At 63.2% G+C, this 15349-nt stretch carries 14 protein-coding genes, 1 tRNA gene and 2 pseudogenes; 9 read left to right on the top strand and 8 right to left on the bottom strand.

What is annotated here, in order from left to right:
- Positions 1-30 precede the first annotated feature (30 nt).
- Positions 31-921, bottom strand: coding sequence for a LysR family transcriptional regulator (locus tag HAP54_RS47985; protein WP_166298202.1), 891 nt, complete (start codon positions 919-921; stop codon positions 31-33).
- 181 nt (positions 922-1102) lie between these two features.
- Between HAP54_RS47985 and HAP54_RS47980 the strand changes: the two genes are divergently transcribed.
- Positions 1103-1771: a hypothetical protein gene (locus HAP54_RS47980; protein ID WP_210297440.1), complete on the top strand. Its 669-nt coding sequence runs from the start codon at positions 1103-1105 to the stop codon at positions 1769-1771.
- A 207-nt stretch (positions 1772-1978) separates the two neighbouring features.
- On the opposite strand, the gene HAP54_RS47975 is transcribed toward HAP54_RS47980, so the two are convergent.
- On the bottom strand, positions 1979-3322 hold the full coding sequence (locus HAP54_RS47975; protein ID WP_166296351.1) for an IS1380-like element ISBdi2 family transposase: 1344 nt from the start codon (positions 3320-3322) through the stop codon (positions 1979-1981).
- 166 nt (positions 3323-3488) lie between these two features.
- Between HAP54_RS47975 and HAP54_RS47970 the strand changes: the two genes are divergently transcribed.
- Together HAP54_RS47970 and HAP54_RS47965 are read left to right on the top strand one after the other, a co-directional pair.
- Positions 3489-4187, top strand: a complete 699-nt coding sequence (locus tag HAP54_RS47970) for a VOC family protein (RefSeq protein ID WP_166298201.1) — start codon at positions 3489-3491, stop codon at positions 4185-4187.
- A 340-nt stretch (positions 4188-4527) separates the two neighbouring features.
- Positions 4528-4764 carry a DUF6894 family protein gene (locus HAP54_RS47965; RefSeq protein ID WP_166307189.1) on the top strand — a complete coding sequence of 79 codons (237 nt, stop codon included), beginning with the start codon at positions 4528-4530 and terminating at the stop codon, positions 4762-4764.
- 17 nt (positions 4765-4781) lie between these two features.
- Here HAP54_RS47965 and HAP54_RS47960 read toward each other — a convergent pair whose 3' ends face one another.
- Positions 4782-5015: a DUF6894 family protein gene (locus HAP54_RS47960; protein ID WP_166298200.1), complete on the bottom strand. Its 234-nt coding sequence runs from the start codon at positions 5013-5015 to the stop codon at positions 4782-4784.
- A gap of 611 nt (positions 5016-5626) precedes the next feature.
- Here HAP54_RS47960 and rpsU point away from each other — a divergent pair.
- The gene (gene rpsU, locus HAP54_RS47955; protein WP_166203107.1) at positions 5627-5923 is read left to right on the top strand and encodes a 30S ribosomal protein S21; all 297 of its coding nucleotides are present in this window, start codon (positions 5627-5629) and stop codon (positions 5921-5923) included.
- Here the strand turns inward: rpsU and HAP54_RS47950 are convergent.
- Positions 5920-6285, bottom strand: a complete 366-nt coding sequence (locus HAP54_RS47950; protein WP_166298199.1) for a hypothetical protein — start codon at positions 6283-6285, stop codon at positions 5920-5922. The genes rpsU and HAP54_RS47950 overlap by 4 nt on opposite strands.
- A gap of 153 nt (positions 6286-6438) precedes the next feature.
- On the bottom strand, positions 6439-8217 hold the full coding sequence (locus tag HAP54_RS47945; protein WP_166298198.1) for an acyl-CoA dehydrogenase: 1779 nt from the start codon (positions 8215-8217) through the stop codon (positions 6439-6441).
- 220 nt (positions 8218-8437) lie between these two features.
- Here HAP54_RS47945 and HAP54_RS47940 point away from each other — a divergent pair.
- Positions 8438-8512 (top strand) — tRNA-Gln (locus HAP54_RS47940).
- An 18-nt stretch (positions 8513-8530) separates the two neighbouring features.
- Here HAP54_RS47940 and HAP54_RS47935 read toward each other — a convergent pair.
- A complete protein-coding gene (locus HAP54_RS47935; protein WP_166298197.1) occupies positions 8531-9805 on the bottom strand; it encodes a hypothetical protein in 1275 nt (424 codons plus the stop codon).
- 393 nt (positions 9806-10198) lie between these two features.
- Between HAP54_RS47935 and HAP54_RS52695 the strand changes: the two are divergent.
- Together HAP54_RS52695 and HAP54_RS47925 are read left to right on the top strand one after the other, a co-directional pair.
- Positions 10199-10411, top strand: a pseudogene (locus tag HAP54_RS52695) (ATPase); the annotation flags it as partial.
- Positions 10412-10442: 31 nt separating this feature from the next.
- Entirely contained in the window at positions 10443-10847 is a 405-nt protein-coding gene (locus HAP54_RS47925; protein ID WP_283843120.1) for an ATP-binding protein, read from the top strand.
- Here HAP54_RS47925 and HAP54_RS47920 read toward each other — a convergent pair.
- A complete protein-coding gene (locus tag HAP54_RS47920; protein ID WP_210297441.1) occupies positions 10842-12263 on the bottom strand; it encodes a recombinase family protein in 1422 nt (473 codons plus the stop codon). The two genes, HAP54_RS47925 and HAP54_RS47920, sit on opposite strands and share 6 nt — an antisense overlap.
- A gap of 32 nt (positions 12264-12295) precedes the next feature.
- On the opposite strand from HAP54_RS47920, the gene HAP54_RS47915 reads away from it, so the two are divergent.
- Both HAP54_RS47915 and HAP54_RS47910 read left to right on the top strand, forming a co-directional pair.
- Complete coding sequence (locus HAP54_RS47915; protein WP_210297442.1) at positions 12296-12448, top strand: hypothetical protein; 153 nt, start codon at positions 12296-12298, stop codon at positions 12446-12448.
- Positions 12449-13037: 589 nt separating this feature from the next.
- Positions 13038-13145, top strand: a pseudogene (locus tag HAP54_RS47910) (ATP-binding protein); the annotation flags it as partial.
- A 498-nt stretch (positions 13146-13643) separates the two neighbouring features.
- Here HAP54_RS47910 and tnpC read toward each other — a convergent pair.
- On the bottom strand, positions 13644-15317 hold the full coding sequence (tnpC, locus tag HAP54_RS47905) for an IS66 family transposase (RefSeq protein WP_166205228.1): 1674 nt from the start codon (positions 15315-15317) through the stop codon (positions 13644-13646).
- Between the last annotated feature and the right edge of the window lie 32 nt (positions 15318-15349).

Here is a 15349-nt window from a genome sequence, read left to right as displayed (position 1 = left end):
GTCAAGGTACAGGCGCAGACCCTTCATGAGCTAGGCCGGCGCCGCTGCGAGCCGGCCGACCCGCGACAGCAGCAGCTTCAGGATCGGGGATTTGTTGGCCTTGTGATAAGCGATCACGAGGTCGAGCGTCGGCGCCTCTCCCTGCACCGGCCGTGTGGTGATGGTGTCGGGCAGATAGCGCGCCGTGTAGGCCGGCAGCAGCATCACCGCATGCGTCGAGGTGATCATCGATATCGCGTGCACGACATTATGCACCTCGTGGTCCGGCCTGAGATCGATGCCGGCGCGGCTGAAATACTCCAGCACGACGCGGCGCACTGCCGGCGCGGATTTGGACGGTAGATAGAAGGTCTCGTTGACGATGTCTTCGGGGGCGACGGCAGCCTGCGCGGCCAGCCGATGGTTGCTCGGAAACACGAACACCAGCGGGTCGGTGCGCACGCGCTTGCAGGCGAGATCCTCCGTGTTGTCGTCGGCGCGCATGAAGGCGGCATCGAGCTTGCGCCGCATCAGTGCTTTGGCGAGCACCGGCGAGTAGTCGCTCGACAGGCGGATGTCGATGCCGGGAAATTCGTCGCGCAAGACGCGGGTCACCTCGGGCAGCAGATCGATCTCGGCACCGGACAGGAAACCGAGCGCGAAGCTCGGCTTCGGCGGCTGGGCCGCGCGCTGCGCCGCCTCCTTGGCAGCCTCCGCCTGCAGCAGCGCCATTCTGGCGTGATCCAGAAACGCCTTGCCGGCCGCGGTCAGCTCGATGCCCTGCGCGCCGCGGTTCAACAGTTGCACGCCGACCTCCTGTTCGAGATCGCGGATCTGCCGGCTCAGCGAAGGTTGCGAGGTGTGGAGTTTTTGCTCGGCGGCAACCGTCAGGCTGCCTGCATCGGCCACGGCAACGAAGTAGCGCAGATGCCGGAGCTCCATCACCGCCTCCCGATCACGGCCTGTCATATCCGGCAGGCATGCGGCCAGCCTACAAAGGCTTTTTCGCGCCGGCCAGCGCTCTCTATAGCAGTACGCATTCTGCGCGGGGTCTGCCTGGCAGGCAGAGGACGTTCCTTCTGCCCGGCACGAAGGCCTGCGCGTCGCCCGCCGGAGCCTGCGCATGTGGAGAAGCATCGGAGCGTCGCTGTTCTTGCTGGCGGCGGTGACGGGATGCGGCGGCGCCGCGGCCCAATCTCCCGGCAATCAACCGAAGGCAAGCGCCATGGAACAGGACGTCGCGACCATCAAGCAGGCCCTCGCCGGAAACTGGGAGAGCATCGCGCCCGAGATCCGGCCGAGCAAGAATCCCGACGGCTCGATCAAGCCGTTCTATCTGAAGCGCGCCTTCATTTATCAATCCTCCGACCGGTTCGAGCTCGTGGTCGTCAACTCGGCCGATCCGTATGGCAAGGTGCCGCTGGCGCGGATCAGGATCGTCGGGCACATGCAGTGGCAGGGCGCGCATCCGATCGCGCCGGGCGCGCAGAAGGTCGATTTCGTCGCCGACGAGGCCTATGAGGTGACGCCGTTGGCGCAGGGCTTTGTCGACGTGCTCAACAAGGTCGCCGCGGTCGGCTACGTGCCGTGGGCGGTCGATGCACCGCAGAGCATCTTCGGCAAGTCGTTCCTCCCCTTCGGCCTCAAGGAAGGGACCCACTTCATGGAGTACGACCTGGTCTATCTCAGGGGCGACCTCTTGTTCTGGGGCGCCCGCAATGTCGACGGCCGCGGCTTCGACACCGAGCAGAACCGGCCGACCAATCTGCAGATCCCGCTGGTGCGGAAGTGATCGTGGTGCTTGCGCGAGGACCTGATCCTCGCATAGCTAGCCCGTCCTATTCGTGAGAGTGCGTTTTTTTAGTCCGATTGATGTGGCCGCACATCTGCTCTGACGAGGCGCGCGGGATTGCCTTCGGCTTTTCACCGCCTGACGACCCGTACTTTGCAACGCGCTTGAGGGATGGGTTGGGCGAACGGGGGGCGGACGCCCCGCCGGTCAAGGACCGAGCGGCAGCAGCGCGCCTGGCAAGCCGCGGATCAGGTCGGCTTCGGGACATGCCGCGGCAAACGCAAGGCGAATGCGGCTCGTGGTCTCGACGACACGGGCAGCGAGTTTCAAGAGACGAAGACGCAGCGTCGCGAACTCGGCTGTGGCCAATTCCCGGGCTTTGGGAATCGCGTCGCGCACGGTCAGCATCAGCCAATAAGCGGCGGTGTGGAGAACGAGGCGGACTTGATTGGCGAGCGCCGAACGGCAGCTGGTGCGATCGGAGGCGAGCTGTGTCTTATGCAGCTTGATCAGATTCTCGGCTTGGCCGCGCGCGCAATACAGGCTGTCGTAGATCCACTCGGCCGAGCCGACATCGAGGCTGGTGACGACGAAACGGATGTCGAGGCCGAGCATCGTCGCCTCAATACGGGCGACGGTACGCCGTTCGCGATCCCAGGACTTGGCCTTGTGGCGCGTCTCGGTATAGCCACGCAGAACCGGCAGGTTCTCGATGGCGCGTCGCGTGCGGATGTCGTCGGCGGCCTCGTCGACTTTTCTGGCGAGCGGCTTGGTGCCGGACAGACCGAAGATGTAGTCGATGCCGTTGGTCTCGCACCACGTCATGGCCTCCGGCCGAGCATAGTGCCCGTCGCCACGGAACGTAATTCGCGTGTTGTGCCACCGCGTCCGGATATGCCGTATCAGGCGGCGCAGATGGGCACGCACCTCGACGCCGCCCGGCGTCTTGCCGGGCCGCAGCACGACCGCCACGGGCCGGCTCTTCTCCGTGTCGTAGACGTGGATCGGCAGGAAGCAGCGTTCGTCATAATGAGCGTTGAACAGCGAGAGCTGCTGATGGCCGTGGACGACATCGCAGGTATCATCGATGTCGAGCGTGACGGATGCCGGCTCGCGCGGGTAGCTATCCATCCATGCGTCGACCAAAGTGTAGGTCAGTCGGATCACGTCGCGCAGGCGCGGAGCATTCTCCAGCCGCGACAGCGTCGGTTGGGAACACAGATCGCGACCCGTGTCCGGCAGCCGTCCGCAGGCCAGCTTGAATGCGGGATCGGACCGCAGATGATCGAGGTCGTCGGCGTCCTCGTAGCCGCAGCAGATCGCGAACATGCGCGCGCGGAACATATCGACAAGGCTGTGCACGACCCGCGTCGGATCGCGCCGATCCGGGAACACCCGGGCCAAATTGTCGGCCAAGCCGAGACGCCGCTCGGCCATCGCCAGAAGCATCACGCCCCCGTTCGAGGTCAGCCGACCGCCATCGAAGGCAGCTGTGACTTTCTTGGCGTGAACGGCTGGAAACGAGAAGGGCAGAATCGTATCATCGGTCATGGCGGGCCTGGTGTTCGCGGCTGAAGGTGATGGGGTTGGCTTTGCAACCGAATCCTACGCCGCATCAGCGCTTTACACCACGCTCGCCAGCCTCTCAGGCGCACTCTGACGAATAAGACGGGCTAGTCCAGTCCATCGCGGGCACCTGATCTAAGGGCGACAGCACATGCAGCTTGCGAAGAACGTGATCGACGTCGGCCTTTCCACGAACAATCGCGAGCCGATGCTGCGGTTCTGGCAGCAAGATGCCGGGCTTCGCTTCGATCATGTGCAGCCGATCCGCCGCGGGCAGAAGCAGTACAGGCACGACGCGCATGGTTCGGTGATCAAGCTCAACCATCATTTCGAGCCGCTGGGCGACGCCGCGCCGAGCGGCTATCGCGAGCTGATTATCGCGCGCGAGGGCATCGAGACGCCGCGGCACATGGTCGATCCCGACGGCAACAGCGTTTGCCTGGTGGCGCCGGGACATGACGGCATCACCCAGATCGCCGTCGCGATGGCGGTGCGCGACCTCGCCGCGCATTGCGGGTTCTACGGCGACATTCTCGGCTTCCCCAAGCAATCCTGGTCGGGCGGTCTGGCCTTTCGCCTTGGCGACAGCCTGATCCTGCTCACGGAAGATCGCGCCGCGACCGTCGATCCCATCAGGCAGGCGCGCGGCTGGCGCTACATCACGCTCCAGGTCGCCGACATCGACGCCGTGCATGACGAGCTGCGCGCCAAAGGCGTGCGCGAGGGCCTCGCGCCGGTGACGCTTGGCGAGGTCGCGCGGATTTCCATGATCCTCGATCCCGACGGCAACTGGATCGAATTGTCTCGCCGGGCATCGATCGTCGGCAGCCTGTCCGACCACAAGGCGTGATCGACCGGCGCGGGGTGCCGTCCTGGGGTGTCACAAAGCTGAGGCATATTTCGTGGCAATCTGGCGCTTGCCGGGGGATTTCAGGGGCCCGGTGCCGAACCAACGCCGCCAAGCGATCCATATTCCGCTTGGGCGGCGTTGTGCTTTCGATGGGTCGAAGGGTGCCTAGCCTCGATATTGACGTCTGCCACGACAAGACGGAGTGCCGACCTCTCAGGAACATTCGCCCGCCAAGTGTGGCGTTCCGTGGTCTGTGAGAGCGGGCATCTCGCATCATCGGGGCCGGTCGCTGCTCTGTGCCCTCGCCAGGAACGATCGACAGTTCGGCCTCTTATCAGTGATGACACGCTACTATTTCGATCTTCGTGACGGCGGTGGCTTGGCGATCGACGAAGAGGGCCTGGTGATGCCCGATCTCGCGGCGGTTCAAGAAGAGGCCGCGCGCGCTTTGGCCGACATGGTGCGCGATTCCGTCCGCGGTCACAGTCTCGATCAGATTGCGATCGAAGTCCGGGATGGCGACGGGCTCGTGCTTGAAGTGGGCATCGCGTGGCGCATTCGCCGGTCGAATTCTTGAGTTTGGCGCCGACGTGCCTAGCGTCTCGTTATGCCCAGATCGAGACTGACCTGAAACAATGGCCCTTCGTCGGTGCGGACCTCAAACGCCAGCAGCTTGTGTTTGTCTGGAGGCGGATTGTCTTTCGCCATGCCGAGCAATGACTGCATCGCTTCGTGCGCGGCAGTCTCCTCGTCGCGCAGCTCGATGCCCTGCCTGTCGGCATATAGTTCCTCGCCGTTGCGGATATCGAAATAATAGCGGGTTGCCATTTGCGGCTCCCTTTTGTCGCGGGAGCTGCCCAGGCTCTCGAGTGCCGGCGCCCTGAAATCACCCGGCAGCGCCGTAGTCTGCGTCAGACGGTCCTAATTTGCCACTCTACAATGACATTGATGCAGGGAACCGCGCGGGCCAGGCGCTGTCGTCTTCGCCGACGATCTCGAACGCGCTTGATCCGTCAGAGATAATTCCCGGGATTTGCAATTGCGCCTTGCATAGCTGGGATAAGTGTATACTTGTGGTGTATCGACTGGCCTTGAGCCTTGTAGATCGGTCCCACTGGACCCTTTTCCAAAGACATCGTCGGATGAAAGTGAGGACGCGTGCTTGCAGCACTGCGGCTAAAGCTTTCGTCATGCTGTTGATCGGCTGCCGTTTCACGGATGTACTGGAATGGCAGTGCGGCCCGCTCTGTCACCGATAGAGCGGGCTTTCGTATTTGCTCGTCAACGTGCCCAAAGCGTTTTCGAGCGAAGCCTGTCCCGCACTTGATGCGGGATGGATACCGGTTCGCGTGAAGAAAACGCGTCAGAACAAGAAGCTAGAGCTTCGGTTCTGATTCAATCGGAACCGAAATGCTCTAGTGACGCGAGAGGTGATCCATTTGCAGGTTCTTGTCAGGGACAACAACATCGACCAGGCGCTGCGCGTTCTGAAGAAGAGGCTGCAGCGCGAGGGCGTGTTCAGAGAGATGAAGCGCCGCCGATCGTTCGAAAAGCCTTCGGAAAAACGGATTCGAGAGAAGGCCGAGGCCGTGCGGCGCGCGCGCAAGCTTGCCCGCAAGCAGGCGATCCGCGAGGGATTGATTGCAGCTCCGCCGAAGAAGCCCAGATTGTCGGCGCCAAAATTCCCGGCACCAGGCCAGTCGCCAGCGCGAACAAACGGCGCGCCGGAGCGTTAGTCCGTACCGCAATCCTGTTGGAGGGAACGCGCAAGATGAAGCAGCGACCTTATCGAGGCAACGGATGCCTCCAGGAACGTCTCTCCGATGAAATCTGTCGTCGGCGAGACCAAGATCGGGATGTTCGATCGAGGGACGAGCGACGGCAACGTGCGCAGAACCTGGCCGGCACGGCCATCAACGCAATGGCAGATCATTCGGCCAGCCGGATCGAACAGTCTGCCCGCAAGCATGATCTGCTGGACGGCCCCAGGGAGTTTCGTTCGTTGCGCCGGGATCGCTGACAAGCGGTCGCGCGACGGCTGGGCGGCTTTGCCGTGACCGCGAAACAGGTTGGCAGCGACGAGAGTCTCGCAAAACATTCATCGTCGTCCCGGCGAAGGCCGGGACCCATTACCCCAAATGCTTATTGTTGCGCGTCGCTGGAACGACAGTCCCTTTCACAACATCCGCTGCGGCGTATGGGTCCCGGCCTTCGCCGGGACGACGTTGCGATGAGGACGGCGGAAAGTGTCCTAACCCGCCAACACGGCGTCCGCGCCGGTCACGGCCTCGGCGCTCTCCGTCACGGTCTTCTCCAGCGACGGCGCCTGCACAGAGATGTTCTCGGCGAAGAAGCGCGCCAGCGCGACGTAGCGCTGCGGCTCGGCCTCGCCGTTGGCCTTCGCGGCCAGCGCCTCGCCGGCGAGCATGCAGCCGCCGAGCGTCGCGGCGAACAGCCGCAGATAGGGCGTAGCACCAGCCAGCGCATCGTTCGGCGCGGAGGCGAGCCGCTCCAGCAGCCATTTGCTGGTGCGCTCCAGTGCGGCGTGCGCGTCGCGCAGCTTGGCGCCGGTGGTGCCGAACGCCGGGTCGTTGGAGGTTCCGACCTGCTTGATGGTTGCCGCGAGCTCGTCGAGCAGCGCCCACACCGAGGCGCCGCCATTGGCGCCGAGCTTGCGGGTGACGAGGTCGATCGACTGGATGCCGTTGGTGCCTTCATAGATCGAGGTGATGCGGGCATCGCGATAATGCTGCGCGGCGCCGGTCTCCTCGATGAAGCCCATGCCGCCATGGACCTGGACGCCGAGGTAGGCGACCTCGTTGCCGACGTCGGTGGAGAACGCCTTGGCGATCGGGGTCAGCAGCGCGCCGCGTGCGGCGGCGTCCGCGCGGACCTTGGCGTCCTTGGCGCGCGCCGCGACGTCGAGCGCGACCGCGGTGGCGTAGCAGATCGTGCGCGCCGCCGCCGTCATGCTGCGCATCTGCATCAGCATGCGCTTGACGTCGGGATGCACGATGATCGGATCCATCCCGTCGCCCTTGTGGCCGATAGCCTTGCCTTGCCGGCGCTCCTGCGCGTAGGCCAGCGCCTGCTGATAAGCGCGGTCGGCGATGCCGACGCCTTCGAGGCCGACGCCGAGGCGCGCCTGGTTCATCATCGTGAACATGCAGCGCATGCCCTGGTTTTCCTCGCCGATCAGGTAGCCGATCGCGCCGCCTTGGTCGCCCATCGTCATGGTGCAGGTCGGCGAGGCGTGCATGCCGAGCTTGTGCTCGACGCCGCTCGCATGGATGTCGTTGCGCGCGCCGAGCGAGCCGTCGGCATTGACTAGGAATTTCGGAACCAGGAACAGCGAGATCCCCTTGGTGCCGCCGGGCGCATCGGGCAATCGCGCAAGCACGAAGTGCACGATGTTGTCGGTCATGTCGTGCTCACCATAGGTGATGAAGATCTTGGTGCCCTTGATGCGGTAGGTGCCGTCGCCCGCGCGTTCGGCACGGGTGCGCAGCGCGCCGACGTCGGAGCCGGCATTCGGCTCGGTGAGCTGCATGGTGCCGGTCCATTCGCCGGTGACCATCTTCTCGAGATAGATCGTCTTCAATTCCTCGCTGCCATGGGCGTCGAGCGCCTCGATCGCCGACAGCGTCAGCAGCGGGCAGAGGCCGAAGGCGACGTTCGATGCGCTCCAGATCTCGGTGCAGGCGGCGTTGACCGCGAGCGGCAGGCCCTGGCCGCCGAACGCTTCCGGCCCCGACACCGCGTTCCAGCCTGCGGCGGCCCAGCGCTGATAGGCGTCGGGCCAGCCGGGCGCGGTGGTCACCTTGCCGTTGTCGAGCTTGATGCCGTGCTCGTCGCCGACCTTGTTGAGCGGCGCCAGCACGTCGGAGGCGAACTTGCCGGCTTCTTCCAGCACCGCGGCGGTAATATCGCCGTCGAAATCGCCGTAGTGGCCGGCCGCCACGGCGGCAGCGAGCCCGGCGCCGTGATTGAGGGACAGCAGGATATCGTTGATCGGTGCGCGGTAGGTCATGGCGTTACTCCCGACGAGGCGTTTGGAAATTGTCTTCCCATGAAACCAGCGGCCTCTCAACTGTCCGAGCGGACATCGTGCGGTCCGTTCCGGCCACCGCAGTGTCGCTCTATAATAAGGGCGAGAGCGCCATCCTGCGGCTTTCCTGCCTTTTCGATCGCCGCCCTGTTGAAATGCGCGCCCTCACTCTATAGACCGGCGAGGCCTTCGATCGGCGCGTTGGGGCGTAGCCAAGCGGTAAGGCAGCGGATTTTGATTCCGCCATTCGGAGGTTCGATCCCTCCCGCCCCAGCCACTTTATCGCATTGATTTTTCATGCGATTTTTGATGATTCTCGTTCTGTGTTCTGAACGCCGGCCGCTGTTGCATTCTGAACATCTGTTGCCGTTTGGTTCGCCAGCATGTGGGCGTGGCGCTTCCGAGTCGCCGACAGCATCCGGGCCTCGGTCCGCTTGGCATACCCGGCGTAGCTTTCCCGGGTGCGGTGGGCCGACAGCGCGCGGCCCTGTCCTTCGGTAAGTTCCGCCTCCTCGAGCTCGGTCATGCCCCCGTGCCGGCAGGCATCCAGGGTGAACTCTTCCGGCAAACCGATCTCTTTCCTCATGCGCTGCACGATCTTCTGCATGCCGGAGAACGAGTATGGCTTGGAGACCCCGTCCTCGACACTTCGCAGGATCATGGGGACGCCGCGGCGCGCCAGCTTGGCCAGCACCCCCTCGGCCTCCTCATAGAATCTAACAATCTCGCCGGAAGGTAGATGCTCCTCCAGAGGATGGTCGATCACGGCGCCGGTCTTGTGATGTTCGATCCGAATCGTCGGCTTCGGGCCGGTCCGGTAACCCGTCCATTTGACGTGGCCGCCGATCACGTTTTCCGGGCGCTGCAGCCACTCAAAACAGATGACCGCGGCGGCCCCGCATTCCGGCTCTCCGCGCTCTATGCAGCCGTGCGCGAACTTGTAGGCCTGCTCGCGCGTGACCGCATGCTTCACTAGCTTGACCCGGGTCGCCATGGTGACGCCCAGCCAGGGATTCGGAACATCAGATGGAAACTCAGCGGGATGAAGCCGATGCACGACCCGCCAGGCTTTCCGGCACAGCACGACCATCTTTTCAGCGGTCCGTAGCCGGTTGCCTTTCCCGCCCTTAACGAAAGCGTCGTACAGCTTGTCCGCGCCCAATGGCGAGACGGACTTGATCGGCCGGCCGCCGACGCGATCGCCTCGCTTGGTGAGCGTGTCGCAAATCTCGCGCATATTCCATTCGTAATTCCGACGCGATCGTAGTTTGACCTTCTCGAGATAGGCGCGACTCTGCCTATACTCTCGGAAGAGCCAATCGATGGTTCCGATTCGCGGAGCAGCCTCCTTAGACACGGGGAGCCCTTTTCGAGCGTCCATCCACTCGTCGAACAGGCCGTTGAGGGTCGCAGCGCGGCCATCTCCGCCGCAGGCCTTGGCATAGTCGGTGCCCAGCGGCTCGTTCTGCACCGGGCAGCCGGCCTTCCGGTAGCGCGTGGGCACATTGTAATAGAAGGCCGTCCTTCCGGAGGCCAATTTCTTTGGGATGACGTGGCGGGGCAGTTCCACGTTCACAAATCCGCGGCGATGTCGGTTGCTCGGACTAACTCCGGCGGAAGGATTGCCGCGTCCAGATCGTCTCTCAGCCACAGTCGACGCCTCCCTTCACAGACACGGGGCATAGGATACTCTGTTCCTACTCTCTTGAGAAACGCTTCGACCGTCGTTTCACCGCAGTAAGCGGCCGCAATGTCTGCAGCCATCCGTCGTGGCCAGGCGCCGCTGGGAATGAGGGCAGGGCGAGAGATCATAGAACGATACCAATTTGAAGCGTAGCCGTCTCGCTTGCAGCGCTGGAAAGCCCACGCCGCCGCCCAGCATCATTACGCCCGACGCGCTGCGCCTGAAGATCGAACCCGCGGCCGATTGTGACCGCTACGACAGCATAAGGAAGATCGCCTGATGGAACGCCATGAGATTCTGGAGGCCATGAGCGAACTCAAGCTTTACGGCATGCGCGCCAGCTTCGATGAGATTGCCGGTAAGGGTCTTGCGCGGCGCGATGAGATCTATCCGCTGATCGCCAGCCTGATCCGGGCCGAACGCACCCACCGGCAAGCCCGCTCGATCAGCTATCGTATCGGCGGAGCCAAGTTCCCGGTTCTCAAGGACATCGACAAGTTCGTCTTCGCGGACACGCCTGTCGATGAAGGACTGGTGCGTGAACTCGCCTCCGGGGGGCTTCCTCGACGCCAAGCGCAACGCAATCTTCATCGGCGGCACCGGCACTGGCAAAACCCATCTATGCATCGCCGTGGCCTCGGCGGTCATTCGCGCCCGCGCCAGAGGACGCTTCTTCAATCTGGTCGACCTCGTCAATCAACTGGAGCAGGAGAAGGCCGCCGGTCGTAGTGGCCGGTTGTCCGAGAAGCTGTTGCGCTACGATCTCATCGTCATCGACGAGCTCGGCTATCTGCCGTTCAGCCAGCCTGGCGGCCAGTTGTTGTTCCACCTGATCAGCAAACTCTACGAAAACACCTCGCTGCTGATCACCACCAACCTCGCCTTCGCCGATTGGCCGCAAGTGTTCGGCGAGCCGATGACTTCATGATGCCTCCTTCTTCGAATGCTTGGTGCGTCGTACCCGATTGCGCAGCTGACTGATTTGTTCGTCTGAGAGCTCGATCTGCCATGGCTGACCTTTGGCTAACTGACGACCTGCCAGCAATCCGCGCGCAAGATAATCGAAAACTGTTTGCGGGGTTAATCCAAGCTCAGCCGCTGCCCCCTGAATCGAGAAGCTGCCGTCGGGCCAGCGCCTGGGATTCTTGTCCACGCCGTTGATCTTGACGGTGGGAATGCCCCAGCGGGTGCGCAACAGCCAGACATTCTCGCCTTTGAAGGCGCAGCCTCGGGCCGCGACGAAGCCTTCTTGATTGAGTATTGCCGCGATCTCGGCATCCATTTTTTGTTCAGCATTCAGCTCGACGATCCGTTGCCGCAACCGATCAATGTCGATGTAATTGCGGTAGGTGTGAACGCGCCGTTGCACGTGATGCTCGCTGGTTGCACCGGTCTGCCAGACGATCTTGAGCCACACCTGACCTCGGGTCCGCTTCTGATCAAGAACGACTTCGCGGATCACAAATCGCAGAATGCGCTTGCGATCGGCTGCCGACGTGGTGGCCGCGTTCCAAATCCGCGGCAGGTTCTCGCCGAGCGCTTGTAGCCCTGCGCATTCCGCCGGGCCAATCAGAAGCGGCTCTTGCCCGCGCCAACGCGCATGCTCCTGCTCGACCGCCTCTGCGACACGCAGCCTCTCTTCCCAAGCCCGCTCAAGTGAGCGCGCCACAAGACGGTTCTCGGGCTCTACGGCGTCATACTGGCGCCGAGCGCGCTCGGCCTCGTAGCGGGCGCGCTCCACGCGAAGCGCCCACTGGCGCTCGAGCTGACGGCTCTCCTGCTCCAGTTGGCCCGCGGCTGCGAGTGCGATCTCAATCTGATCCGGCACCAGGGCGTCGAGGACTACCCGTTGGACCAAGGCATCAACCGCTAAGGCCCGGACTTCCTGGCACAGTGCACTGCCTTCCTGATCCCGATCCGACCGGCAGCAATAGACCGGATAGTCGGCATTCGGGCCCGTGTAGCGCATGCTCATGCGCCGTCCACAACGACCGCAGACCGCAATTCCTTGTAACAGGGCTGCCCCCTTGCGTGGCACGCCAGCGTGTCCTGCCTCAAAGTGGGCGACGTTATCTGCCAGTCGCCGCTGGTTGGCCATGAACTCCTCCCAGCTGATATAACCCGGGTGAGCAGAGCGGAGGCAAACCGCCCAGTCGGCGATCGCCACCTTGACCGTTCCCGTCAGCGATCCCGGCCGGCATCGGCTCGGATCCTTTTGCCGTCGGCCATAAACGTACGCCCCAGCATAGGCCGGATTTTGAAGGACGCTAAGGACGCGTGCACTATCTGGCGCCCGCCAGACGATCTCATGTGGAGATGGTCCAAGCAGCGGTCGAACCGGCAAGGACCGATCTCGGCAATGAGCTTCTGGAAGCCATGACGATCCACACCGCCAGCACCGGATTTGCCCAGATCCTCGTCAATGACCTGGACGCGCTCCGGCGGCCAGCCCAGACCGATGGCGCGATCGACGAGGCGGTACTGCAGCTCCGTGCTCTCCTGATGCTGGCGCACCTGGTTCACGGATGACTGCCGTACGTAGACATAGGCCAACTTGGCTCGGTGCGCAGTCGTGAGCCGCTCGTCAGCGACGTTCAAGCTGATCAGCACGACCCAGTCCCCTTCCGGGCGTGCCGGGAACCGCTTGCATCCGCCGGAGCAGCGTGGCGAGGATTTGAGCGATCTGGGTTTGCGTCGCGGTCGACAGATTCGGCCACAGGCGCGGAATGTCGTCCGTCGGACGGCCGGGTGGATTTGCCAACGTCGGCATGGGTCGATACGCAACGCGACCTGGAAGCGGTCGGTGGGTCATCGCGAATCACCTTCTCGTCAAGAAGGCTCAGACTCGCGCTCAAATGTTGCATCAATGGGATCAGCGTACGTGCGCTGATGCGCGGCAGATCGGCGGCGTTCGGACCAGAAGTTATTGTCTCGGCAAGATCGGTCGACGCGATGCGAACCGCCCGCGGCCGGCCGTCCGGCAGCGCGACAACGACATAGGCGGGACCGCGCCCCGACCGCTCCTTCAGCACCTCAACCCGGTGCCCAAAAAGAAAATGATGCGGGTCAGTGATCGTAACGTGAGACACGACCCGCTCGAGAATAGGGGTACTTCGACGTGTTCGGTGACGCGAAAATGACAACCGCCATGCTCGATCGGCTGACCCACCACTGCGACATCATCGAGACTGGCAACGACAGCTGGCGCTTCAAGAACCGCGCATAACCTCCTGCTCGCCACTCGCGGCCCGCCAAGACCGGCTCTCCTCCGCTACGTGGGGCTCCGCGACGCCGGTCTTGGCTCCGTCAGAGGGGTCATTCTTGGACGCGAAAAGGGGTCGCACTTGGATGCGATTTGACAAGGCATGGTGCCTCAGGGTTTCGCAATTGCGTGACACAACCCGCATTGATAGCCTAAGCCGCCACAATGAAGGTGTGGCAACCCAAGCCAATCGAGAACTCCGAGCGCCAACGAGCATGCTGATTGTCTTGTTGGCGCAATCTCATGCAGTCCAGTCCATTCCCGAAAATCAATCTTGTAAATGATGTCCGTGATCGCATCCGGCGACACGCAACATCAGCAATGGGAGCTACTCGTGTCGAACATCAAGAACGTTGAATTGACAGCGGCGCAAAAAATGTACGCATACGACGGAGGCCGCCTGATTGACGCATGCGCGCGGGCACGGCGAGGTCTATGATGGCATTGGGTGAAGGGTGAAGGTCAGGCGGCCTGCTGATTGGCTGGCTTGTCGGCCTGGCGCAGGAGCTTCCATTCCCAGGGCAAGAGCTCGTGCAGACGCGATGCGGGATGATCGGCGATACGGGCCAGGACGTCGGCGAGCCAGGCCTTGGGATCGACGTCGTTGAGGCGACAGGTCGTGATCATCGTCAGCATGATGGCGGCACGGTCGGCGCCGCGTTGGCTGCCGGCGAAGGTCCAGTTGCGCCTTCCCAAGGCGATGCCTCTCAATGCGCGCTCAGCGCAATTGTTGGTCAAGCAGATCCTGCCGTCGTCGAGGAAGCGGGCGAAGCCGTCCCAGCGCCTGAGCATGTAGTTAATCGGCTTCAGGACCTCGGAGGAACGCGAGAGGGTTTCGCGCTCGCGGAGCAGCCAGGCATGCATGTCCTCGAGAAGTGACTTACTCTGTTCCTGGCGAGCGGCACGCCGCTCGCCGGCACCGCGGCCGTTGATGGCGCGCTCGATCTCGAACAACGTATCGAGGCGTCTGACAGCCTCCAGCGCGATCGGGGAGACCGGTTTGCCTTTCTTGCCTTCCCGAGCATTTTTCTCGATATCAGCCAGCTCGAAGAAGCCCCGCCGCGCATGGGCCACGCAAAACGCCGGCGTAATCGGCAGCGCCTTCTTCTGCGGGTCGAACAGCGGCTCGAAGCCGCTGTAGCAATCCGCCTGCAAGATGCCGGCGAAGGCGGCCAGATGTCTCTGTGGATGCTCGCCTCGTCGGTCGCTCGAGGCGTAATAGACCGCTGCCGGCGGCGCAGGCCCGGCGAACGGCCGGTCATCCCGCACATAAGTCCAGATCCGCCCGGTCGTGCACTTGCCCTTCGCCAGAATACGGATGGTGGTGTCGTCGCCATGAAGGCGCTCGGCAGCGAGCACGTGGCGTTCGATCAAGTGGAAGAGCGGCATGACGGCGAAGGTCCCGTGGCCGACCTGGTCGGCCAGCGTCGACAACGGCAGGTCGATCCCCTCGGCCTTAAAGCGCGCACTCTGGCGGTTGAGCGGGATATGCATGCCGAACTTGTCGAACAGGATCGTCGCCAGCAATTGTGGGCCGATGAAGCCGCGCGGCGTGGCATGGAACGGCGCGGGCGGCTGGCTGATCTTCTCGCAATCGCGGCAGGTGAACTTCTCGCGTACCGTCTCGATCAGCTTGAAGCGGCGCGGGATCTCCTCCAGCGTCTTGGTCACATCCTCACCGATCTTCGCCAGCCGCGATCCACCGCAGCAGGCGCAGGTCGTTGGAGTCTCAATGACGACGCGCTCGCGTTCGATATCGTCAGGCCATGGCTTGCGCACCGGCCGCTTGCGCATGAAGGGGCGGACGTTCTGCGTCTTCGCCGCTGCGGCCTGTGCGGCAAGCTCATCCTCGCTCGCCGTGGTGACGAGTTCTTCGAGCTCCAACTCCAACTGCTCGAGCAGCCGTGCCGAGCGCTCGGATCGCTGCCCGTGCAGTTCGCGTTTCAGCTTCTCGATGCGCAACTCGAGATGAGCGATCAGCGCCTCGGTATCCGACAGTTTCGCCTGCGCATTCGCGGCTTGCGCCTGCCAGTTGGCGGCCTTCGCCTCGGCTTTCTGTCGCGCCTCACGCTCGGCCTGCAGCGCCGCCAGGGCACTGACAAGGTCCGATGGAAGATCATCCGGCTTCGATATCATGGAGCCATTGAATCAGATCGAGCAGCAGATTC

Origin of the sequence: Bradyrhizobium sp. 2S1, assembly GCF_011516625.5 — a bacterium.
GTDB classification, from domain to species: domain Bacteria; phylum Pseudomonadota; class Alphaproteobacteria; order Rhizobiales; family Xanthobacteraceae; genus Bradyrhizobium; species Bradyrhizobium septentrionale.
Note: the sequence above shows the minus strand (reverse complement) of the source record. Positions and strands in the feature narration are given on the sequence as shown.